Genomic DNA, 22,459 nt, shown 5'->3' with positions numbered 1-22,459 from the left:
TCCTTCGGATTTTCGCGTCGCTTAGGTGTCGAATTCAAACAATCGCGCGGGATTGTCGACGAGGATCTTCTGCTGGATCACCGGATCCGGCGCGAAGAGCGGGATCAGATCGACCAGATCGCCATCATTGGGCATCGCCTTGACGTTGGGATGCGGCCAGTCGGTGCCCCAGATCACACGATCCGGCGCGGTCTCGCAGATCTTCTTGGCAAACGGCACGGCATCGGTGAAAGGCGGACCTATGGAGGTCACGCGCTCGCAGCCAGAGACCTTCACCCAGCATTTCTCGTCGCGCTTCATCAGGTCGATCAGGGTGCGGAACGGCTGCTGCTCCAGGCCATCAGCAGCCTTGACGCGGCCCATATGATCGATGGTGTAGATCACCGGCAGCTTCGCCAGCAGGTCGGCATAATCAGGCAGATCGACCGCATCGAAATGCAGATCGACGTGCCAATTCATCGGCGCGATCATGTCGATGATGCGGTGAAACACCTTCATGTCCGGCGTGCCGCCAAGATGCCGCACGAAGTTGAAGCGGCAACCACGGAAGCCACCTTCATGCAGTTCGCGCAGCCCCTTCTCCGTGATCGTGCCATCGATATTGGCCACCGCGCGGTAACGCCCGCCGCTCACCGCAATGGCATCGAGCGCCACGCGGTTGTCCGTGCCATGCACGCTGGCATTGACGATGACGGCGCGGCCGATGCCGAGCTTCTTGTGCAGCGCCTGGAAGTCCTCCAGCGGCGCGTCCGGCGGAATGTAGGAGCCGACATATGGGTACTTAGCGCCGGGGCCGAAGATATGCGTATGCGCGTCGCAGGCCAGCGGCGGCAGCTTGAACTTCGGCGTTTTAGTATGCGGATCGGGACCGGGAACGGTTGGCTTCGTCATTGTTTCGGAATTCCTGCCTTCTCGATCACGGCGGTCCATTTGGCGATATCGTCAACCAGCCGGGCCTTCAGTTCGTCGGGCGAACTCGCTTTCGCCTCGATGCCGAGATCGAGCAGCTTCTGCTTCACATCGGGCATCGCCAATACTTCGCGCAGGCCCGCATTCAACCGCGCAATCGCTTCGGGCGGCGTACCTGACGGTGCGAACAGCGCATTCCATGACACCACGTCATAGCCCTTCACGCCCCCCTCGATCATCGTCGGTACATCTTTCAGGATCACCGAACGGGATTCGCCCGTGGTCCCGACAGGACGCATCTTGCCATCCTGCAGCGCGGATTTCATCCCGACATAATTGTCGATCATCACATCGATGTCTTCGCGCAACAGCCCGACAATGACTTCCGGCGTTCCGCGATAGGGCACGATCTGGAAGTTGATCCCGGCCGTGGATTTGAGCAATTCGGCCGACAGGTTCTGGGTGCTGCCGACGCTGATGGTGCCGACATTCAATTTGCCGGGATTGTCGCGCGCGAACTTGATGACGTCGGCCAGCGTCTTATGTTGCGAATTCGTATTGGTGCCGACAATGAAATCGAAGAAGCCGATGCTGGAGATCGGCGCAAAGTTCTTTACGGGATCGAATGGCAGGTTCTTGAACAGCGGTACGCTGACGGCGGTGCCGTTGCTGAGCAGCGCCAGCGTATAGCCATCCGGCTGCGACGACAGTACTGCGCGCGCCGCAACGACTCCGCCAGCGCCCGGCATGTTCTCGATCACGAGACGCTGGCCGAGATTGTCGCCGAGCTTCTCGGCCACGATGCGGATGGTGATGTCAGCGACACCGCCGGCCGCGAACGGCACAATCACGCGAATGGGCTTGGTCGGATAGCCGGACTGGGCCTGCGCCACAGGTACCGCGTTCGTGAGGAATATCGCACCAAGCGCCAAATGCGCGGCGCTCAGCAGATGCTTGAGCCTGGTCGGGAAGCGGAGCGTCATGATGGATTGAAGACGCTTGATGCGTCCACCCTTGCCGTTTTTATGTCGGTACCCATGGCCGTCACGTCATCGCGACAAGGCTATGGACCGTTCTGCTCCCGCAGTAACCAATTCCGATATATGAAACAAATGAGAAATCTGGGATAATCGTGCAGTCTCCTGCATATATCCTGCCGAGCGGATTATCCCGCAGCCTGGAAGTATTTGCGGGTCAGGTCGATCAGCGCCTGCGCCGGCTTGCTCACCGGCTGTCCACGCTTGACGATGATGCCGACCGTCCGGCTGACACTTGGGTTGCGCAGCGGCACAGCGACCAGTCCGGCAGTTCCCTGCGTCGCCACTGCGATACTGGGGACCACGGCGATGCCGAGCTTCTCGAACACCATGCCCACCGCCGTCTGCAGATGCTGCACCTCGTAGCGCCAGTTCAGCTTGTCGCGGCGATGGCCGAGCGCGTCGTCGATCAGGGCCCTATTGCCGGCCTGCGGACTGATACGGATCAGCGGCATATCCTCGAGATGCGACCAGGCCACGAACTTGCGCTGCGCAAAGGCATGATCCTTCGTGCACAACAGGACGAAGCGCTCCTTGATCAGCGGGGTGACAGCCAGATCCCATATATTGGTCGCCGTGATCGTGATGCCGAACTCTGCCTGGCCGGACTGCACCAGCGTGGCGATCTCACTGGCTGAATTGTCGTGGATCTTGATCGAAATTCCCGGATGCGCCGCATTGAACTGCTTCAGCACCCGCGGCAGGTGATAGGCGGCGATGGTCGGCAGGCAGCCGAGTGCGATGTGTTCCTGCCGCTTGCGGCCTCGCGCCCTGAGCAAATCGATGGAGTCTGAGAGTTCCCCGATCATCCGCCGTGCGGTCGGCAGCAGTTCCAGCCCGGCCGGGGTCAGTGCCACCTGCCGCGTGGTGCGGGCCAGCAGCTGAAAGCCGAGATCCTCTTCCAGTTTCTTGATCCGGTGGCTCAGCGCCGTCTGCGACAGATTGAGGTGCGCGGCCGCGCGAGAGAAGCTGCCCCGCTCCGCGATGCTCAGAAACGCCTGCAGGCCGGGAAAATCGATGCGCATGAGAGGTCCGTGCACGGCCGAAGGCGGCCGCGCTGAGATAACGCGGCGACGACGACCCATGCAAGGTCAGGACGCCAGCCTATGCCGACCTCGCGGGCTGGTTAAAACCGCGTAAAGCCAGATCGCCAGCCACAAGCGACAAGGTATCCAGTGCCGGAGTTTCCGCGTTCCAGTGCGGAGCTAATTCCGCAATGCAAGTTTGACGAGCAGAGCCCACCGATAGCCCGCGGACGCGCCTTAACAATTTGTCCAGTCCCTGACCTGCATAGTCGGCCCAACCGGGGCGTGAGACGCGAATTCATCAATGACCAGTTTAAACGCAGCGGCGTCGTTCGGGCGCATTATCTCAGTTCGCGGCTCGCTGGCCCGGGTCGGCTTGCTCGCCGTGAACCCGATGACACCCTCGGAGATGCGCGGCACCGTCGGCCGCTTCGTCAGCATCCGTTGCGCCTCCTCGACCATCATTGCCATGATCACGGAAGTGTCCGCCGAGAACATGCATGCATCTGACATGTATATCGCGAGTGCCTCGGTCGATCTGCTCGGCGAGATCATAGGGCACGGAGACAAGGCCAAATTCCAGCGCGGCGTCACCAACTATCCCACCATCGACGACATCGTCGATCTGATCAGCAATCACGATCTGCGCACGGTCTATGCGCCGTCCGGCTCCGAGCAGATCAACGTGGGCACGCTGCAGCAAGACAAGTCGGTCGCCGCTTATGTCGACGTCGAGGAAATGCTGAGCAAGCACTTCGCGGTGCTCGGCTCCACCGGTGTCGGTAAATCCACCGGCGTGTCGCTGCTGCTCAATGAAATCCTGAAGTCGCGCCCGCATCTGCGCATCTTCCTGCTCGACGTGCATAACGAATATGGCCGCTGCTTCGGCGATAAGTCGCTGGTGCTGAACCCGCGCAATCTGAAACTGCCGTTCTGGCTGTTCAATTTCGAGGAAATCGTCGACGTGCTGTTCGCCGGCCGCCCCGGCGTGCCCGAAGAGCTCGAAATCCTCTCGGAAGTCATTCCGATCGCCAAGGGCGTCTACACGCAATACCAGAACGCCGACCGCATCGGCCTCAAGCGCATCGATCCGAAGACCATCGGCTACACCGTCGATACGCCGGTGCCCTATCGCCTGGTCGATTTGATCTCGCTGATCGACGAGCGCATGGGCAAGCTCGAGAACCGCTCGTCGCGCATCCAGTATCACAAGCTGATCTCGCGCATCGAAGCGGTGAAGAACGATCCGCGCTACGCCTTCATGTTCGACAACGCCAATGTCGGCGGCGACACCATGGCGGAAGTGATCAGCCATCTGTTCCGCCTGCCCGCCAACGGCAAGCCGATGACCATCATGCAGCTCGCCGGCTTCCCCGCGGAAGTCGTCGACTCCGTGGTGTCGGTGCTCTGTCGTATGGCATTCGATTTCGGCCTGTGGAGTGACGGCGCCTCGCCGCTGCTGTTCGTCTGCGAGGAAGCGCATCGCTACGCCTCCGCCGACCGCAATATCGGCTTTGGCCCGACCCGCAAGGCAGTGTCGCGCATCGCCAAGGAAGGCCGCAAATACGGCGTCTATCTCGGCCTTGTGACACAGCGTCCGGCAGAACTCGACGCCACCATCATTTCCCAGTGCAACACACTGTTCGCCATGCGCCTTGCCAACGAGCGCGACCAGGCGCTGCTGCGCTCCGCGGTGTCGGATGCCGCTGCCAACCTGCTCTCCTTCGTGCCGTCACTCGGCACCCGCGAAGTGCTCGCCTTCGGTGAAGGCGTCGCATTGCCGACCCGCCTGCGTTTCAAGGAAGTGCCGCCGCATCAGCTGCCGCGCTCCGAGGCCACCATCGCGACGGTGCCGTCGGTGGCTGCCGGTCACGACATGCAGTTCGTCAGCGCGGTGCTGGAACGCTGGCGCGGCGCCACCTCGCATCGCGAGGTACCGAACGATCCCGGCTTCATCGAGCGGCCGCTGGCAACGCCGAGCCGCAGCGTCGAAGCCCCGATGCTGCAACCCTCGCTCGGCCTCGATCCGGATCGCTTCTCGCTGCTCAAGAAGCCACTACGTTAATCGCATCAGCATGCATTGCCGCAAGCGCTTTGCGGTGACGGCGTGATCGCCTATGGTCTCGTGAAACAGAAACGTTCACGGGAATGCCAGATGACCCAGCCGATTGCGCAACGCTTTCCGACACCCGCCCTCGACAAGCTGCCCGAGGACATCCGCACGCGCATTATGGGCGTGCAGGAAAAGTCCGGCTTCGTGCCGAACGTGTTCCTGTCGCTGGCCTATCGTCCCGACGAATTCCGCGCGTTCTTCGCCTATCACGACGCCCTGATGGACAAGGACAGCGGGCTGACCAAGGCCGAGCGTGAGATGATCGTGGTCGCGACATCAGCCGCCAACCAGTGCCATTATTGCGTCATCGCGCATGGTGCGATCCTGCGCATTCGCGCCAAGAACCCGACCATCGCCGACCAGATCGCCGTCAACTACCGCAAGGCCGACATCACGCCGAAGCAGCGTGCGATGCTGGATTTCGCCATGAAAGTGAGCCGGTCCGCCGAGACCATCGGCGAGCAGGATTTCGCCGAGATCTCCGGCCACGGCTTCAGCGACGACGATATCTGGGACATCACCGCGATCTCGGCCTTCTTTGCACTGTCGAACCGGATGGCCAATGTCACCAACATGAAACCCAATGACGAGTTCTATATGATGGGCCGGCTGCCGAAGTAATGGCACGGGCTTAGAAGGATCTCGCAGTGCTCGACTGGTCGGACATCATCTTGCGTCTGGGCGTCGCCGCCCTCGTTGGCGGCGCTATCGGCCTCAACCGCGATCTGCATGGCAAGCCCGTGGGCGTGCGCACGCTGGGGCTCGTCAGCCTGGCCACTGCCATGATCGTAGTGCTGGCCGATCCGCTCGGCAAAGGCGGCTTCACGGATGCGGGAAGCCGGGTCATTCAGGGCGTGCTCACCGGCGTCGGCTTTCTCGGTGCCGGCGTGATCTTTCATGCCGAGCGGCATTTCCGTGTCCGCGGCCTGACCAGCGCCGCCTGCGTCTGGCTGACCGCCTGTGTCGGCATCATGTGCGGCGCCGGTCACTGGCGCATCGTCACCGTCTCGGTGGTGATCGCCTTCCTCGTGCTGCTGCTCGGCGGAAGGATCGAACGCGCCCTGCATCGCGTGCTCGGCGGCAAAGGCGACCCCGCTGCGATCCCGATGGATGCGCCTCAGTCGTCGGACGCCGGTCCGCACCAGCCGGGCAAATAGATCGCATCTTTGCTTTTGGCGATCGCCAGCGCTTTCTCCAATGCCTTGGCGAAATCGGCCTCGATCTCCTTGGTGGAGAGCCGGCTGCGAAACAGGTCCGCCCAGAGGAATTCGCTGAACGGCGTAGTGTCCTTGGCATAGCCGCCGGCGCGGCGAATTTCGCCTGCCAGGCTGCGGAACGGATCGTCCTTCAGGCCCGTCACCGATTTCGGAATGTCCTTGAAGTGTCGTCGCTCGCCCTTGGCGTCATAGGGATAGGCCCAGCGGCGGTGATCGAGCACGCCCCAGAAGGCTTTCATATCGACCATCGTGAGATCCGCGATCACGGTGACGAGCACATCCTTCACGCCTTCGTCATGCAACGCACGTGCGAGATGATGGTGGTCGACCACGTAGTGACGCTGATCCGGCCCCAGCACCACGGGGATCATGTGCTGGCCGAGCAGTTCGGCCTGTTTGCGCTTGGACTTATGCGCGCGCCATCGTTTGCGCTTCTCCTTCACCTCGCGCATGCCCACCGTCATCTGCGTTGGCCGCAGCGACAAGATCGGGACCGGATGCAGCAACGGTTCGCGTGTGTTCGGCATATGGCCTCCCATATCTGATGTCTGTCCGGAACGAACTATGGCATGGCCGCTGCGCCGATGCGGATCAGTTCCACGTCATCTCTGCCGATCGCCGCATCCGTGCCATGCGGACTTTATCTGCGCGAAGCGGCCGCCTCGTGTTAGACTGCGACATCGCATGCGCAGACCCACGACCATGAAGACCCAGCAGCCGATTATCAGAGAAGATGACGAGCACCGCGTGCTTCGCTTCGTGCCCCGCACCTCCGACACGCTGCCACACCATCCCACCGCTCCCGCCGACCACCCCCGCCGCCGCCAAACCACCGGCGCCAGCGAGCTGTCCCGCTATCAACAGGCACAGGACGACCCCGACGACTTCCGCCACCGGATGCTGGCCAATAGCGCAGCCTTCGGCTTTACGGTGATCCTGGTGGGTGTCGGGATCTGGCTCGCGGTCAGCATCGCGGATCTCCGCAAAACCCAGGATTGCGTGTTGATGGGCCGCCGCGACTGCGCCCATATTGTTGCGCCGCACGGCTGAGGCGCGCCAAACCCTCTTTCCACAGCCCACAGCGGCTGGTGAGCGGGCGCTCAACTGCATTGAACTGCCGCCCCCGCTCCGATATACGGGCAATCGACTCTATACGGCGGACCGGGACTGCCCCGGGGCGAAGCCCTGTCTTTGCGCGCGCCGATCGAACATTATCTTCAATATATCAAAGGCTTAGTAATGTCCTCCACATTCGATCAGGTCGCTACAATCATCGCCGAGACTTGCGACATTCCCCGCGACACGATCACACCGGAAAGCCACGCCATCGACGATCTGGGGATCGACAGCCTCGACTTCCTGGATATCGCTTTTGCGATCGACAAGGCGTTCGGGATCAAGCTGCCGCTGGAAAAATGGACCCAGGAGGTCAATGACGGCAAGGCGACCACCGAGCAGTATTTCGTCCTGAAGAACCTCAGCGCGCGCATCGACGAATTGGTCGCGGCCAAGGGCGCGTAACGCCCCGCCATGAACCTCGAATATTTTCACCTGATCGACCGCATCACCGACCTCAATGTCGGCGAACGGACGATCACGGTCGAAGCCAACGTTCCCGAGACCAGCACCATCTTCGAGGGCCACTTCCCGGGCTACCCGCTGATGCCCGGCGTGCTGCTGATCGAGTCGATGGCGCAGACTTCGGGCTGGCTGCTAATCGCGCTGATGAAGTTCGAACGCATGCCGTTTCTGGCCGCGGTGAAGGAAGCCAAGATGCGTACCTTCATCACGCCCGGCACGAAGCTGGACATCAACGCCAGCGTGCTGCACGAAGGCGACGGCTTCTACATGACCACTGTCAAGATCAAGGTCGACGGCAAGCTGACCTGCAACGCGCAGCTCACCTTCAAGACCGTCCCGTTCCCCCATCCGGATCTGCGCGGACACATGGACATCGTGGCCGAGCGCATCGGATTTCCCTTACAGGCGATCACCAATGGCTGAAACCCGACCGATGACATCCGAGCCGGTGGAAGCGTGGATCACCGGCATTGGCCTCGCCACGTCATTGGGCGAAGGCCCTGACGCGCATTGGGATGCGTTGAACAACAAGCGCATCAACGTCGATGAAACCGGCTTCGCTCCGAACATCGTCCACCCCCTCGCGCCGGTCTCTTACGACGCGCAGATCCCCAAGAAGGGCGATCAGCGTCAGATGGAAGCCTGGCAGCGGATCGGCACCTATGCCGCCGGCCTCGCGCTGGATTCGGCTGGCGTCAAAGGCAACAAGGACATCCTGTCGAGGATGGACATGATCGTTGCCGCCGGTGGCGGTGAGCGCGATCTGGCCGTCGATTCCGGCATCCTGAATTCGGCCGGCTACGGCGCAGCGACCCCGGGCCTACTCAACGAAAAGCTGCTCAACGACCTCAGGCCAACGCTGTTTCTGGCGCAGCTTTCCAATCTGCTCGCCGGCAATATCGCCATCGTGCACGGCGTCACCGGTTCGTCCCGCACCTTCATGGGCGAGGAAGCCGCCGGCGTGGACGCCGCGCGCATCGCACTGGCCCGCATCGCCGACGGCCAGAGCGACATCGCGCTGATCGGTGCCGCACATAATGGTGAGCGCAAGGACCTGCTGCTGCTGTACGAATTCGACGACTTCAACCTGAAGAACAAGTTCGAAACCGTCTGGGCGCGCGAGAAGAATTCCGGCTTTGCGCTCGGCTCTGCCGGCGCATTCCTCGTCATCGAATCCAGGGCGCATGCAGAAGCGCGCGGTGCCAAGCCTCTCGCACGTCTCAAGAGCGTGGTTGCCGATCATGCCCGTCGCAAGACTCCCGGCGAAGTCACGGCGTCGCTGCAGGGGCTGTGGTCGAAACTCGGCGCGAAGAACGACGCGGCGATCATCACCGGTGCGACCGGCGCTGAGCCCGTGACGTCCGAAGAGCGCACGTTCCTGAAGGATCATGCCGACGTCGCCATCCGCGGCACCGGCACCCTCTTTGGCCATACGCTCGAAACCCAATTCCCGCTCGGCCTCGGCCTTGCGGCGCTTGCGATCTCGCGCGGCGCGATGTTTCCGCCGAACGATTCAACCGGCCTCGAGATTGAAAAGTCCGGCAGGCCCACCCAGATTGTGGTGATCGGCGCCGGTCATTGGCGCGGCGAAGGCATGGCGCTGGTTGAAGCCATCTAGAACCCAACTGGGCTCTAGATTTTTCTTATGTTTGAGCAAGATCCTATCCGAAAACCGGCATCCGCTTTTCGGGATCATGCTCAAGTTAAGCGGTCGACGCGGCCGACGGAGAGAGCATGACTGCAACGCGCGATAAATTCGGCCGACCAATCGTTGTCGTTACCGGCATGGGTGTTGCGACATCTCTCGGCGCCGGCAAAGAGGACAACTGGGCCAAGCTCACCGCCGGCGAATCCGGCATTCGCACCATCACGCGTTTTCCCACCGACGGCATGAAGACGACGATGGCAGGCACGATCGATTTCGTGCCGGTCGAGCCGTTTTCCTCCACCGACCTCTCCGAGAAGCTCGGCGAGCTGGTCACCGAGGAAGCCATCGCACAGGCCAATATCGGCAGCAAGGGTGACTTCCCCGGCCCGCTGTTCCTCGCGGTTGCGCCCGTCGAAGTCGAATGGCCGCAACGCCAGGTGCTGGCCAGGGCCGCTGGCGCCAATAGCGACATCAATTACGACACGCTGCTGCGCGTCGCGGGCGGCGGCAAGTTCGTTCAGTATCATCGCCGCTTCCTGTTCGGCTCTGTCGCCGACCATCTCGCCGACACGTTCGGCACCAAAGGCTCGCCGATCTCGCTGTCGACCGCTTGCGCCTCTGGCGCGACCGCGATCCAGCTTGGTGTCGAAGCGATCCGCCGCGGCGAAGCCGATGCGGCGCTGTGCGTGGCCACCGACGGCTCGGTGAACCCGGAAGCGCTGATCCGCTTCTCGCTGCTGTCAGCACTCTCGACCCATAACGACCCGCCCGAGAAGGCCGTGCGCCCCTTCGCGAAGAACCGCGATGGTTTCGTGATGGCCGAAGGCGCCGGTGCGCTGGTCCTGGAAAGCCTGGAGGCCGCTACCGCGCGCGGCGCCAAGATCCTCGGCATTGTTGCCGGTTGCGGCGAGCTCGCCGACTCCTTCCACCGCACCCGTTCCAGCCCGGACGGCAAGCCGATCATCGGATGCGTGAACAACGCGCTGGTGGATGCTGGCCTGACGTCCGACCAGATCGACTACATCAACGCCCATGGCACCGGCACGCCGGAAAACGACAAGATGGAGTATCTCGGCATTTCCAGTGTGTTCGGTGAGCGCGCCAAAGAAATTCCGGTCTCGTCCAACAAGTCCATGGTCGGCCACACCCTCTCCGCCGCCGGCGCCGTCGAGGCGGTGTTCTCGCTGCTGACCCTGGAACACCAGCGGATCCCGCCGACGATCAATTACGATGTTCCCGATCCGGCCATTCCGTTCGACGTGGTTCCCAATACCGCCCGCGATGCACGCGTGACGGCCGTGATGTCGAATTCCTTCGGCTTTGGCGGCCAGAATGCTTCGCTGATCCTCACCGGCGAGCCCGTTTAGGGCTCCTTGGTCTCACAGGCCCCCTCGCCGGTTGACGTCATGGCGTGAACCGGCGATACGCAGGCCATCCGAAATCAACCTTTCTTGCCGGAGACGCGGTTCATGCGTGCGCTCAATCTTGTTGCCGATCGCGAGCTTGTCGTCGCCGACGTCCCGCCGCCCCCGCCGCCTGCTGCCGGCGAAGTGCAGATCCGCGTCAAGGCGGTCGCCCTCAATCATATCGACGTCTGGGGCTTCCGCGGCATGGCCTTCGCCAAGCGCAAGCTGCCGCTGTCGATCGGCGCCGAAGCTTCGGGCGAGATCGCTGCCGTCGGCGAAGGCGTCACCAACCTGAAGCCGGGCCAGAAAGTCGTGATGTATGGCGCGCTGACCTGCGGTCACTGCAAGGCCTGTCAGGAAGGCCGTGACAATTTCTGCGAGAACGTCGGCGGTCTCTACGGCTTCCACATCGACGGCTTCTCGCGCGAACTGATGAACATGCCAGCGCGTCTGGTGATCCCCGTCCCCGACGGCATCAACTTCCGCGACGCCGCCTGTGCCCCGATCGCCTTCTCGACCGTGCAGCACATGCTGTTCGACAATGCCAAGCTGCAGCCCGGCGAGACTATTCTCGTTCACGCCGGCGGCTCCGGCATCGGTACCGTCGCGATCATGATGGCCAAGAAAATTGGCTGCACCGTCATCACTACCGTGGGTGACGACAGCAAGATCGAAGGCGTCAAGGCGCTCGGCGCCGACCACGTCATCAACTATCGCAAGGATCGCTTCGAAGGCGAGACCCGCAAGATCACCAAGAAGAAGGGCGTCGATGTCGTGTTCGAACACGTCGGTGCCGACACCTTCAACGGCTCGCTGCTGGTGATGAAGCGCGGCGGCCGCCTGGTCACCTGCGGTTCGACCTCGGGCCCGACCACCACGATCAACCTGATGCAGCTGTTCCAGCAGCAATACCGCATCTTCGGTTCGTTCGGCGCCACCATGAAGAACATCAGTGAAAGCCTCGACAAGATGGCTGACGGCATGCTGCCGGTGATCGATACCGAAGTGCCGATCAGCGATGTCGAGACCGCGCTGAAGCGGATGGAAACCCGCCAGGTGTTCGGCAAGATCATCGTTCACTTCTGATGCTCCGCCTGCTGCTTCGCACCAAGGCCCGCATTCGCGATGCCCTGAAGCCTGCAGGCGACGCCGCTGTCGGTGCGCTGACGATCGGCATCCTGCGCAGCACGCGCTATTTCGATCCGGTGAAGACCGCCAATCTGTTCGGCAAGATCACGCAGCGTATCGGGCCGCTGTTTCGCGAAGACAAGATCGGCCGCGCCAACCTCACCGCCGCCTTCCCCGAAAAATCACCGGAAGAGATCGACAGGATCCTCGCTGGCGTCTGGGACAATATGGGGCGCGTCGGCGCGGAGTTCGCGCATCTCGACCAGATCTGGGATTACGACCCGGCACATCCGACCAAACCGAGCAACGTCGAATTCTCGGCGCGGACGGCGGAAATTTTCGATCAGCTGCGCGACGACGGCAAGCCGGCGCTGATTTTCGCGAGCCATCTCGGTAATTGGGAGATTCCGGCGCTTGCTGCCGTCGCGCACGGCCTCGACGCCGCCGTGTTGTATCGCCGGCCGAACAGCGCCGCTGCTGACCGCGCCATTCATCAGACACGCGCGATCAACATGGGCAATCTCATTCCAGCCAGCCATGACGCACCGCTCAAGCTCGCGCACGCGCTGAACGAGGGCAAGCACGTCGCCATGCTGGTGGATCAATGGTTCACCAACGGCGTCCCGGTGGACTTCTTCGGCCGCAAGACCAACGCCAATCCGATGCTGGCACGACTGTTGCGCCAGGTCGATTGCCCGATCCACGGCGTTCGTATCATCCGCCTGCCCGATCATCGGTTCCGCATCGAAGTCTCCGAAGAGGTGAAACCGGTGCGCGATGCCAATGGCAGGGTCGACGTTCAGGGCACGATGCAGGCGGTGACGTCCGTGCTGGAAGGCTGGATCCGGGAATATCCCGAGCAGTGGCTGTGGCTGCATCGGCGCTGGCGATAACACTCAGCGTCCCGTCTTCACCTTCGTCCATAACCGGTTGATCACACGCTGCGTCGCCGGATCGCGTGCGGTAATGACGAACAGCTTCTGCAGCATCGCCGCATCCGGATAGATCGTCTTGTCGTTCAGGATTTTCGGATCGATCAGCTTCTGGCTGGCGAGATTGCCATTGGCATAACCGAGGAAATCTGAATTCTTTGCAGCGACGTCCGGCCGGTAGAGATAGTCGATCAGCTCATAGGCCTCATTGACGTTCTTGGCATCGGCCGGGATTGCCAGATTGTCGAAGAACATCTGCGCGCCCTCCTTCGGCACCGCATAACCGATCTCGACGCCGTTCTTGGCTTCCTCGGCGCGCGCACGCGCCTGAATGATGTCACCGGACCAGCCGACCACGAGGCAGATATCGCCGGTTGCCAGTGCGCTCAGATATTCGGAGGAGTGAAACTTGCGGACATTGCCTCTGATCTTGCCGACGAGATCGGCCGCCTTTTCGAGGTCTGGCTGTTTGGTCGAATTCGGATCGAGGCCCAGCGCATTCAGCGCCGCCGGCAGAATGTCGTCGGCGGAATCCAGCATATGGACGCCGCAATCCTTGAACTTCGCAAGATTCTCCGGCTTGAAGACGATATCCCAGCTATCGATTTTTGCGTCGGGCCCGAGGATTTTCGCGACCTGCTTGACGTTGTAGCCGATGCCCGTGGTGCCCCACATGTAGTTCGCGGCAAACTGATTGCCGGGATCGTAGATCGCGAGACGCTTGGTCACCTCCGGCCAGGCATTGGCGAGGTTCGGCAGCTTCGCCTTGTCGAGCTTCTGGAACACCTTTGCGGTGATCTGGCGCTGCAGGAAATACGCGGTTGGCACCACAACGTCGTAGCCGGACTTGCCGGCCAGCAGCCGCGTCTCCAGCGTCTCGTTGGCATCGAAGGTGTCATAGACGACCTTGATGCCGGTCTCCCTGGTGAAGGCCTCCAGCACACCGGGCGCCATGTAGTTCGACCAGTTGTAGAAGTTGACGACACGCTCTGCCTTCTGGTCTTGCGCCTGCACCGGCAAGGACCACAGCAGCGCCGCTCCGACGACCCACGCGATCCCGTGCTTGCCCATGCGCATCAACTTCCCCTAGCGGCGATGAACGGCGTTGGACAGGCGTTCCAGCGCGGTATCGAGCGTTGCGTCGTTCTTGGCGAAACAGAAACGCACCACCGAGGTCACCTTGTCCTGCTCATAAAAGGCCGACACCGGAATGGCCGCGACCTTGTAGTCGTAGACGAGACGCCGGCAGAAATCCTCGTCGGTCTCGTTCAGTCCCAGCGGCGACAGATCGACGGTGAGGAAGTACGTGCCCTGCGACTTGATGACGGGAAAGCCGATACTTTCCAGACCTGCGGCCAGACGATCGCGGCTACGCGCGAGATCGGCGCGCATCGTCTTGAAGTAATCGTCGGACTTGCCGAGACCATAGGCCACCGCAACCTGCAGATTTGGCGCCGTCGTGAAGGTGAGAAATTGATGCACCTTGGCGCAGACGCGCAGGAGATGCGGCGCGGCGCAGACGAAGCCGATCTTCCAGCCGGTGAGCGAGAAGATCTTGCCGGCGGAGCCAACCTTGATAGTGCGATCACGCATGCCGGGAATGGTGATCAGCGGGATATGGTCGTGGCCGTCGAAGGTCACATGTTCCCAGACTTCGTCGCAGATCGCGATCGTATCGAATTCCTGACAGAACTTCGCCAGCAGTTCGAGATCCTCGCGCGGCGACACCACGGCAGCCGGATTGAGCGGGCTGTTGAACAGCACGGCCTTGGTCTTGTGATTGAAGACCGCGCGCAGGTCTTCCTCCGTGAGGCGCCAGTGCGGCGGCTTGAGGCTGACCAGACGCGGAATGCCGCCGGCCTGCCGGATGATCGGCAAATAAGAATCGTAGACCGGCTGGAAGCACACGACTTCGTCGCCGGGCTCCACCACCGCAAGGATCGACGAGGTCAGCGCCTCGGTACCGCCGGAGGTCACCATTACCTCGGTCATCGGATCGAGCGAGAGCTTGTGCCAGTGCTGGTAATGCGTGGCGATCGCCTGACGCAGCTCCGGGATGCCCATCATCGACGGATACTGGTTATAGCCGTTCAGCACCGCATCGGCGGCCGCCTGACGGATATCGTCGGGACCGGGATGATCGGGAAAGCCCTGCCCGAGATTGATGGCGTTGTGGTCGCGCGCGAGCTGCGACATCGCCTCGAACACCGTGACGGGCAGCTCAGAGAATATCTTGTTCATCGAGCGATCAGCCAACCTTTGTCGGCAGGCCTGCGGCCTTCCATCCAAGGATTCCACCGGCGAGGTGCTTGTCATAGGCAAGGCCATCGGCCTGCGCGGCCAGCGAGGCCGTCACCGAGCGCTTGCCGGAGCGACATGCGAAGACGATCTGCTTGCCCGCAGGATCGGGCAGATCGGCGCTATCGAAGCCCGACAGCGGCACCACGACGGCATCCGGATAGGCCTCGACCGCGACCTCGTTGGGTTCGCGCACGTCAACCAGCAAATACTTGCCTTCAGTGATCCCCTTGGACACTTCCTCGGGCGTCAAATCGTGAACGGTATGAGCTTCGCCTGCCACCACAACCTCCTGCCGCCCCGGTGTCCGGAGCGAATGCGAAGGGGCGGAAACGCCCCTGTTTTCGGGCGCCAACGTCGCCTCTCGCGAGGCGAAAATCAAGCGTTGGAAGAGCTTATTGTCGGGCCTGATCCTGCCCGAAAGCCGCAGGCCCGCTTTTCGGAATCAGGCCTAGATAGTCACCTGCGTGCCTACCTCGACCACCCTCCCCGTGGGGATCTGGAAATAGTCGGTCGCGTCATTGGCAGTGCGGCTGAGCGCGATGAACAGATGGTCCTGCCAGCGCGGCATGCCGGAATGCACCGCAGGCTTCAGCGCCCTGCGCGAGAGAAAGAACGAGGTCGACATGATGTCGAACTGCCAGCCGGTCTTGCGCGCAATCGCGAGGGATTTCGGCACATTCGGCGATTCCATGAAGCCGAAGCGCAGCGTCACTTTCGAGAAGGTCGCGCTGATCTCTTCCATGCGCACCCGCTCACTGGGATCGATGCGCGGCGTTGGTGCGGTTTCGATGGTGAGAATAACGTTCTTCTCGTGAAGCACTTTGTAGTGTTTCAGACTATGCATCAGCGCCGTCGGCGCACTCTGCGGATCGCTGGTGAGAAATACCGCCGTGCCGGACACGCGCTGCGGCGGACGTTTCTCCAGCATGGCCACAAGATCGGCCAGCGGAAACTCCAGCTTGCGCGACTTCTCGAACAGCAGGCGGCTGCCGCGCCGCCACGTATACATCATGAGAATGATCACGCCGCCCATCACCAGCGGCACCCAGCCGCCGTCGAACACTTTCAAGAGGTTCGCGGTGAGGAACGTGACGTCGATCACCAGAAACGGCACGATCAGCGCCGCAGCCGCGATCGGCGACCACTTCCAGCCGCGCCAGATCACCACAAAGCCCATCATCGCAGTGACGACCATGGTGCCGGTGACCGAGATGCCATAGGCCGAGGCCAGCGAGCTCGATGACTTGAACAGCACGACAAGCACGATCACAGCGATGAACAGCAGCATATTGACGCGCGGAATGTAGATCTGGCCGGAATGCGACTCCGATGTGTGCCGGATTTCGAAACGCGGCAGCAGGCCAAGCTGGATCGCCTGCTGCGTCAGCGAATAGGCGCCGGTGATCACGGCCTGACTCGCAATCACGGTGGCAGTCGCCGCGAGGATCACCATGGGGATCAGCGCCCAGTCGGGAAACATCAGATAGAACGGATTTTCGAGCGCGGTGGGATCATGCATCACCAGCGCAGCCTGGCCGAAATAGTTGATGGCCAGCGACGGCAGCACGAGAAACAGCCAGGCCAGCTGGATCGGCTTTTTGCCGAAATGGCCGAGATCGGCATAGAGCGCTTCGGCGCCGGTCACGGCGAGAAACACTGCGCCCAACGTCACGAAGGCGATGATGCCGTGATGGAACATGAAGTAGATCGCGTGCACGGGATTGAGTGCCGCGAGCACTTCAGGATGCTTCACGATCTGCGGAATGGCCGCTACCGCGATCACGATGAACCATAGGCACATGATCGGTCCGAAGAACGTCGCGACCTTCGCAGTCCCACGCGATTGCACGGCGAAAAGCGCCACAAGGATCACGATGGTGAGCGGTACAACATAGGGATCGAAGGCGGTGGTGACGAGCTTGACGCCCTCGATGGCCGAGAGCACGGACAGCGCCGGCGTGATCACCGCGTCGCCATAGAACAACGCCGCGGCGATGATGCCGAGCATCACCACCACCGGCCCGCTCGATCCGATCGCGCGCTGGGCCAGCGCCATCAGGGCCAGCGGGCCACCCTCGCCGTTATTGTCGGCGCGCAGCAGCAGCACGACATATTTGAGCGTCACGACGATGATCAGGGCCCACAGAATCAGCGAGAGGACGCCCAGGATTGCTTCATTGTCGATGCCGGGCGCCTTGTGGCCCCCGGCCGCGACCAGCGCCTCACGGAGCGCGTAAAGCGGGCTGGTGCCGATGTCGCCATAGACGACACCGATACTGCCCATGACGAGCGAGCCGAAGCTGGCCGTCGAGTGCCCATGGGTAGGGTCCGCCGGGGATGCCGCGGCGGGAGATGCGCTATCGATGGTCATGGAAACGGCCTCGAAGACTTCTGAATCGCAGGTCTCTGAACAGCGGGGCAGCGAGGCCGTTCCCGGCCCCGATGATCACACTCGTTATAGCGCAAATCGGGGAACCGGACATGACAAAAGATGCTTAGATCGTCACCTGAGTACCGACCTCCACCACGCGTCCGGTGGGGATCTGGAAATAGTCGGTGGCGTCGTTCGCCGAACGGCTGAGCGCGATGAACAGATGGTCCTGCCACAGCGGCATGCCGGATTGCGCCGACGGCTTCAGCGAGCGCCGCGACACGAAGAACGACGTCGCCATGATGTCGAACTGCCAGCCGAGTTTACGCGCGACGACGAGCGCCTTGGGCACGTTCGGCGATTCCATGAAGCCGAAGCGCAGCTTTACCATCGAGAATTTGTCGCTGATATTCTCCATGCGAACGCGTTCGGCCAGATCGACCTTCGGCGTTTGCGCAGTCTCGATGGTCAGGATCACATTGTGTTCGTGCAGAACCTTGTTGTGCTTCAGATTATGCAGCAGCGCCGTCGGCACGAATTCGGGATCGCTGGTGAGAAACACCGCGGTGCCCTTCACGATATGCGGGGGGCGCTTTTCCAGACTCTTGATAAGATCGCGCAGCGGCACTTCGATACGGCGCGTCTTGGTGATCAGGATCGCCGCGCCGCGGCGCCAGGTCCAGATCATGCCGGCCATCAGTACGCCGAACAGCAGCGGCACCCAGGCGCCTTCCAGCAGTTTCAGGAGATTGGCACTGAGGAAGGCCAGATCGACGAACACCAGCGGCGCGATGATCGCAGCGGCAGTCGCGGCCTTCCAGTTCCACAGCTTCCATATCACCACAAAGCCCATGATGCCATCGGCCACCATGGTGGTGGAGACCGCGATGCCATAGGCCGAGGCCAGACCACTCGACGATTTGAACAGCAGCACCAGCAGCAGCACACCAATCAGCAGCAGACGATTGACCCGAGGCAAATAGATCTGGCCGGCATGGGTCTCGGAGGTGAAGCGCACTTCGAAACGCGGCAACAGGCCGAGCTGCACCGCCTGACGCACGAGCGAATATGCTCCTGTGATGACGGCCTGGCTCGCAATCACGGTCGCGGCCGTCGCTAGCGCGATCAACGGCAACAGCATCGATTCCGGTGCCATTCGATAGAACGGATTTTCGATCGCGGCCGGGTTCGACAGCACGAGCGCGCCCTGCCCGAAATAATTGATCATCAACGCCGGCAGTACGAAGAAGAACCAGCCGTATTGAATTGGCCTGCGACCGAAATGGCCGAGATCGGCATAGAGCGCCTCGCCGCCGGTGACGGCCAGGAAGACTGCGCCTAGGGTCACCAGACCGATGGTCCCGTGGGTCAGCATGAACTGCACGGCATAATACGGATTGATCGCCTTCAGCACCGTCGGATCATCGAAGATATGCGAGGCGCCCATCAGCGCCAGCGCCGTGAACCAGATGATCATCACCGGACCGAAGGCGGAGGCCACCTTGGCGGTGCCAATACGCTGTACGGAGAACAGCACGACGAGAATCGCGACCGTGACCGGCACGACGTAAGGTTCGAGCGCAGGTGCCTTGAGCTTGAGGCCTTCCACCGCCGAGAGCACCGAGATCGCCGGAGTGATCATGGAATCGCCGATGAACATCGAGGCGCCGATCACGCCCAGTACCATCAGCGGCAAGCTCCGCCGACCCAAGGCACGCTGGCCGAGCGCCATCAGCGACAGTGTTCCACCCTCGCCATTGTTGTCGGCGCGCAGCAGGAACAGCACATATTTGGCAGTGACGACGATGAACAGCGCCCACAGGATCAGCGAGAGCACGCCGAGCACGATGACGGGCGTCACCGGCGCGCCATGAGTCGCGCCGTGTACCGCCTCGCGGAATGCGTAAAGCGGCGACGTTCCGATGTCGCCGAACACGACGCCGATACTGCCGACCGTGAGCGACCAGAAGCCGGTATGAACCGGAACTTCGATCGGTCCCTCGCCTGTTGTTTCCGTAACGGCCATTCTGCTCGTAACGCCTCTGGACAATCCGGACCCGGCTATGGCGCGCCGGGCAATGCCAGTCAACCGGGACACTAGCCTATCCTGCCGCAGATCGCTTATCGGGAGCGCAGCAAAAATCGGCATTGCCCAGCAAAAAAAGAGGCTGGAGCAGTAAAAAAGGAATTGACTGTTTTACGGCTTGAGGTTTGGCGGCAGCGGAGGGTCTTCCCGCATCAGCGTAATGGTCACCCGCCGGTTGGCGGCCATGGTCGGATCATCGGGGAATAGCGGCTGGCTGTCTGCCTTGCCCGACACCGAGAAGATATGGGACGACGGCAGGCCTTCGCGTTCCAGAATCTGCCGAACGACATTGGCGCGATCGGCCGACAGATCGAATGCATCGTATTCGCTGCGCGCCGGCACGAAGCCCGCGGCGGTGTGACCGACGATAGCCACGCGCAGCGGTGTTGCCTTCAGCGGCCCGGCGAGCTTCTGCAGCAACAGACGTGTGCGCTCATAGGGAACCTTGGATCCGTCAGCAAACATCGAGCGGCCGTTCTGGTCGATGATTTCCAGATTGAGGCCCTGCTTGGTCTCCTCGAACATGATGTTCTTGGAGATCTCGTTGATCTCCGGCATGTCCTGCAGCGCCTGCCGCAGTGACGCCGAGGCGAGCGCGAATTCACGGTCCATCTTCAGCTTGGCGCCCGCGGGACGGCCGCCCTTCTCGCTCGGACTGGTAACGTTGGACGCATCGTCCGGCGACACATGGTCCTTGTTCTTCGTCTGGCCGCGCGTCGGCAGACCATCGGATTCGATCACGCCTGAATAACGCGCATCGGATTGCACGCCGAAGGCTTCGCGGACCGAGCCGGCAACGATCTTGAGTTTGGCGCCGTCAGGGCTGGAGAATGCCACGAGCATGACGAAGTAGCTGAGCAGCAGCGCCATCAGGTCGGCGAAGGTCACGAACCAGCCATGGCCGCCGTGTGCTTCTCCGCGTTTTTTCTTCGCCATCGGACGTGCTCCGAGCCTGCCTCCAGTGTGTTACGCTGGGACCGGCTCACTTTCGTCATGGCGGTGCTTCTCGGGCAGATAGGCCAGCAGCATTTCTCGGACCAGCGCCGGGCTCTTGGAGTCGCGGATCATCAGGATGCCGTCGATGATGAGCGTGCGGTTGGTCTCCTCATCGAGCACCTTGACGTGCAGTTTGTCGGCGATCGGCAAACAGATCAGGTTGCCGACGATAGCGCCGTACAATGTAGCGAGCAGCGCGACGGCCATGAACGGGCCGAGCTTGGACGGATCGGACATGTTCGAGAACATCTGCACCATGCCCAGCAGCGTACCGATCATGCCGAAGGCCGGCGCGCAATCGCCGATGGCGCGGTAGATCTTCGAGCCTTCATCGAGATGCATGAGGAAATTGTCGCGGTCGCGCTCGAGATTGTCGCGGATGAATTCGAGATCGTAACCGTCGGCAACGAAGCGGATTCCTTTGGCGAGGAATGCGTCATCAGTTTCGACTTTTTCGAGTCCGACCGGTCCCTGCTTCCTCGCGATTTCCGCGATGCGGGCGAGTTCGTCAACGAGATCGCGAGCGTTCAGGCGGCTCAGCGTGAATGCAAATTTGGCGCCGAGCGGAATGCCATGAAGGATGGACGAGAGCGGAAAGCGGATCAGCGTCGCGGCGAACGAACCACCGAAAATGATGATGACGGCGTGGATGTCGTAGAACATCCCGAAGCTGCCGCCCATGAGGACCAGGGTACACAGCACAATGATGCCAGCGACAAAACCGACGAGTGTTGTGATATCCATGTCAACTCCGACGCTATACACGTATCGAACGACGCCCGTCCTGGACGGCGGCACGCCTCGAGATCAGGCCGCGCAAAGGTACCTTAGCGATACTGCGATTAAGGACGCGTTACCGCTTCACGGTTCATTAACGACAGATTAATGACGTGCGTGCACGCGTGGAACGATACGGAAAGTTCGTTCAGCAGACCGATTGAGGGCGATTGCGCGGCGTCAAACAGCGCGCTGGACGACCACGAAAGTACGCGATCCCGGCGCGTGGGTCGGGTCATCGAGAAACTCGATCGGCTTGAGGCCGGCGGCCACGCAGAAGTCCGCGATCGTATTCTTCGGCAACGGCTTTGCACCGCGCCACGACGTGTCCGCGGTTAGCGGATCCTTACCGAGCATCATTTTCAGGCGCTGGATGACAGGCGTCGGGACGAACTTGGCGATATGCCAGAGGATCGTCGGATATTCGTGCGCCGTTCGGAAGTGAATGAGTCCAAGCGCGGATGGACGCAGGATGCGGGCAACCTCGACCAGATTGGCCTTCACGACGTCATGCGACGGCATGTGCTGAAAGACCTCATATGACCACACGAAATCGGCAGTTTCGGACGCTAAGGGAAACACGACGCCATTGCCGGCGACGAAGTCGAGATTGCTGAACGCCGCTGCCGCCGCCTTCGCTTTTTCCACCATGACGTCGGACACATCGATGCCAACAGCCCTGGTGAAACGCCGGCCAAGCGCCTGCGTGAAACGTCCGACACCGCAGCCGATATCGACCGCCGTCTTGCCGACGGGATCAACTGCATATTTTGCAAGAACAGGGTCGATCAGCAGCGTCGCGCGTTCGCGTCCGAGTGCGAAGAATTTTTCGGGATCGTGATCCCACAACTCGGTCTCGACGTAAAAGAACGGGTCACGATTTGCACGCTCATTCCAAGCTTTCTTCATATCCTTGGTCTGAGGCAATACCG

22 protein-coding genes are annotated in these 22,459 nt (G+C 61.6%); 10 read left to right on the top strand and 12 right to left on the bottom strand.

Translation table 11 applies throughout. The features are described 5' to 3' along the window. Positions 1–21: 21 nt before the first annotated feature. The 3 genes from AB7813_RS01555 to AB7813_RS01545 form a co-directional block, all read right to left on the bottom strand. Positions 22–891: an amidohydrolase family protein gene (locus AB7813_RS01555; RefSeq protein WP_439063618.1), complete on the bottom strand. Its 870-nt coding sequence runs from the start codon at positions 889–891 to the stop codon at positions 22–24. Next, a complete protein-coding gene (locus AB7813_RS01550) occupies positions 888–1,892 on the bottom strand; it encodes a Bug family tripartite tricarboxylate transporter substrate binding protein (protein WP_439063617.1) in 1,005 nt (334 codons plus the stop codon). The genes AB7813_RS01555 and AB7813_RS01550 overlap by 4 nt, the downstream gene beginning before the upstream one ends. A gap of 182 nt (positions 1,893–2,074) precedes the next feature. Then, positions 2,075–2,971 (bottom strand): LysR family transcriptional regulator, encoded by an 897-nt coding sequence (locus AB7813_RS01545; protein ID WP_439063616.1) that lies wholly within the window; start codon positions 2,969–2,971, stop codon positions 2,075–2,077. A gap of 304 nt (positions 2,972–3,275) precedes the next feature. Here AB7813_RS01545 and AB7813_RS01540 point away from each other — a divergent pair, with 304 nt between their 5' ends. From AB7813_RS01540 to AB7813_RS01530, 3 genes are all read left to right on the top strand, one after another. Next, a complete protein-coding gene (locus tag AB7813_RS01540; protein WP_439063615.1) occupies positions 3,276–5,036 on the top strand; it encodes an ATP-binding protein in 1,761 nt (586 codons plus the stop codon). 90 nt (positions 5,037–5,126) lie between these two features. Further along, positions 5,127–5,705: a peroxidase-related enzyme gene (locus tag AB7813_RS01535; protein ID WP_439083605.1), complete on the top strand. Its 579-nt coding sequence runs from the start codon at positions 5,127–5,129 to the stop codon at positions 5,703–5,705. A 26-nt stretch (positions 5,706–5,731) separates the two neighbouring features. Next, entirely contained in the window at positions 5,732–6,241 is a 510-nt protein-coding gene (locus AB7813_RS01530; RefSeq protein ID WP_439063613.1) for an MgtC/SapB family protein, read from the top strand. On the opposite strand, the gene AB7813_RS01525 is transcribed toward AB7813_RS01530, so the two are convergent. Next, entirely contained in the window at positions 6,202–6,828 is a 627-nt protein-coding gene (locus AB7813_RS01525; RefSeq protein WP_439063612.1) for a ParB-like protein, read from the bottom strand. The genes AB7813_RS01530 and AB7813_RS01525 overlap by 40 nt on opposite strands. A 175-nt stretch (positions 6,829–7,003) precedes the next feature. Between AB7813_RS01525 and AB7813_RS01520 the strand changes: the two genes are divergently transcribed. The 7 genes from AB7813_RS01520 to AB7813_RS01490 all read left to right on the top strand — a co-directional run bounded on the left by AB7813_RS01520 (position 7,004) and on the right by AB7813_RS01490 (position 12,957). Then, complete coding sequence (locus AB7813_RS01520) at positions 7,004–7,351, top strand: hypothetical protein (RefSeq protein WP_439083606.1); 348 nt, start codon at positions 7,004–7,006, stop codon at positions 7,349–7,351. 189 nt (positions 7,352–7,540) lie between these two features. Then, a complete protein-coding gene (locus AB7813_RS01515; protein WP_002711294.1) occupies positions 7,541–7,822 on the top strand; it encodes an acyl carrier protein in 282 nt (93 codons plus the stop codon). A 9-nt stretch (positions 7,823–7,831) separates the two neighbouring features. After that, positions 7,832–8,305, top strand: coding sequence for a 3-hydroxyacyl-ACP dehydratase FabZ family protein (locus AB7813_RS01510; protein WP_093758902.1), 474 nt, complete (start codon positions 7,832–7,834; stop codon positions 8,303–8,305). Then, entirely contained in the window at positions 8,298–9,500 is a 1,203-nt protein-coding gene (locus AB7813_RS01505; protein ID WP_439083607.1) for a beta-ketoacyl-ACP synthase, read from the top strand. Before AB7813_RS01510 ends, AB7813_RS01505 begins: the two co-directional genes overlap by 8 nt. A 116-nt stretch (positions 9,501–9,616) precedes the next feature. Continuing rightward, complete coding sequence (locus AB7813_RS01500; RefSeq protein ID WP_439063609.1) at positions 9,617–10,897, top strand: beta-ketoacyl-ACP synthase; 1,281 nt, start codon at positions 9,617–9,619, stop codon at positions 10,895–10,897. A gap of 102 nt (positions 10,898–10,999) precedes the next feature. Beyond that, the gene (locus AB7813_RS01495) at positions 11,000–12,022 is read left to right on the top strand and encodes a zinc-binding dehydrogenase (RefSeq protein WP_439063608.1); all 1,023 of its coding nucleotides are present in this window, start codon (positions 11,000–11,002) and stop codon (positions 12,020–12,022) included. Then, on the top strand, positions 12,022–12,957 hold the full coding sequence (locus tag AB7813_RS01490; protein ID WP_439063607.1) for a lipid A biosynthesis lauroyl acyltransferase: 936 nt from the start codon (positions 12,022–12,024) through the stop codon (positions 12,955–12,957). The genes AB7813_RS01495 and AB7813_RS01490 overlap by 1 nt, the downstream gene beginning before the upstream one ends. Before the next feature lie 3 nt (positions 12,958–12,960). Here the strand turns inward: AB7813_RS01490 and AB7813_RS01485 are convergent, their stop codons facing one another. The 8 genes from AB7813_RS01485 to AB7813_RS01450 form a co-directional block, all read right to left on the bottom strand. Beyond that, a complete protein-coding gene (locus tag AB7813_RS01485; RefSeq protein ID WP_439063606.1) occupies positions 12,961–14,073 on the bottom strand; it encodes a polyamine ABC transporter substrate-binding protein in 1,113 nt (370 codons plus the stop codon). 9 nt (positions 14,074–14,082) lie between these two features. After that, on the bottom strand, positions 14,083–15,237 hold the full coding sequence (locus AB7813_RS01480) for an aminotransferase (protein WP_439063605.1): 1,155 nt from the start codon (positions 15,235–15,237) through the stop codon (positions 14,083–14,085). A 7-nt stretch (positions 15,238–15,244) separates the two neighbouring features. Then, a complete protein-coding gene (locus tag AB7813_RS01475; RefSeq protein ID WP_093758906.1) occupies positions 15,245–15,577 on the bottom strand; it encodes a rhodanese-like domain-containing protein in 333 nt (110 codons plus the stop codon). 168 nt (positions 15,578–15,745) lie between these two features. Further along, a complete protein-coding gene (locus AB7813_RS01470; protein WP_439063604.1) occupies positions 15,746–17,668 on the bottom strand; it encodes a potassium transporter Kup in 1,923 nt (640 codons plus the stop codon). Between the two features lie 124 nt (positions 17,669–17,792). Further along, complete coding sequence (locus AB7813_RS01465) at positions 17,793–19,694, bottom strand: potassium transporter Kup (RefSeq protein ID WP_089267162.1); 1,902 nt, start codon at positions 19,692–19,694, stop codon at positions 17,793–17,795. A 171-nt stretch (positions 19,695–19,865) separates the two neighbouring features. After that, entirely contained in the window at positions 19,866–20,690 is an 825-nt protein-coding gene (locus tag AB7813_RS01460) for an OmpA/MotB family protein (RefSeq protein WP_315841660.1), read from the bottom strand. 30 nt (positions 20,691–20,720) lie between these two features. Beyond that, a complete protein-coding gene (locus tag AB7813_RS01455) occupies positions 20,721–21,494 on the bottom strand; it encodes a motility protein A (protein WP_068730581.1) in 774 nt (257 codons plus the stop codon). Between the two features lie 213 nt (positions 21,495–21,707). Then, entirely contained in the window at positions 21,708–22,436 is a 729-nt protein-coding gene (locus AB7813_RS01450; protein ID WP_439063603.1) for a class I SAM-dependent methyltransferase, read from the bottom strand. Positions 22,437–22,459 lie beyond the last annotated feature (23 nt).

Source organism: Tardiphaga sp. 20_F10_N6_6 (assembly GCF_052076045.1).
In the GTDB taxonomy this organism is placed as follows: Bacteria; Pseudomonadota; Alphaproteobacteria; order Rhizobiales; family Xanthobacteraceae; genus Tardiphaga; species Tardiphaga robiniae.
The sequence above is the reverse complement of the archived record's forward strand: the minus strand, read 5'-3'. Positions and strand labels throughout refer to the sequence as shown.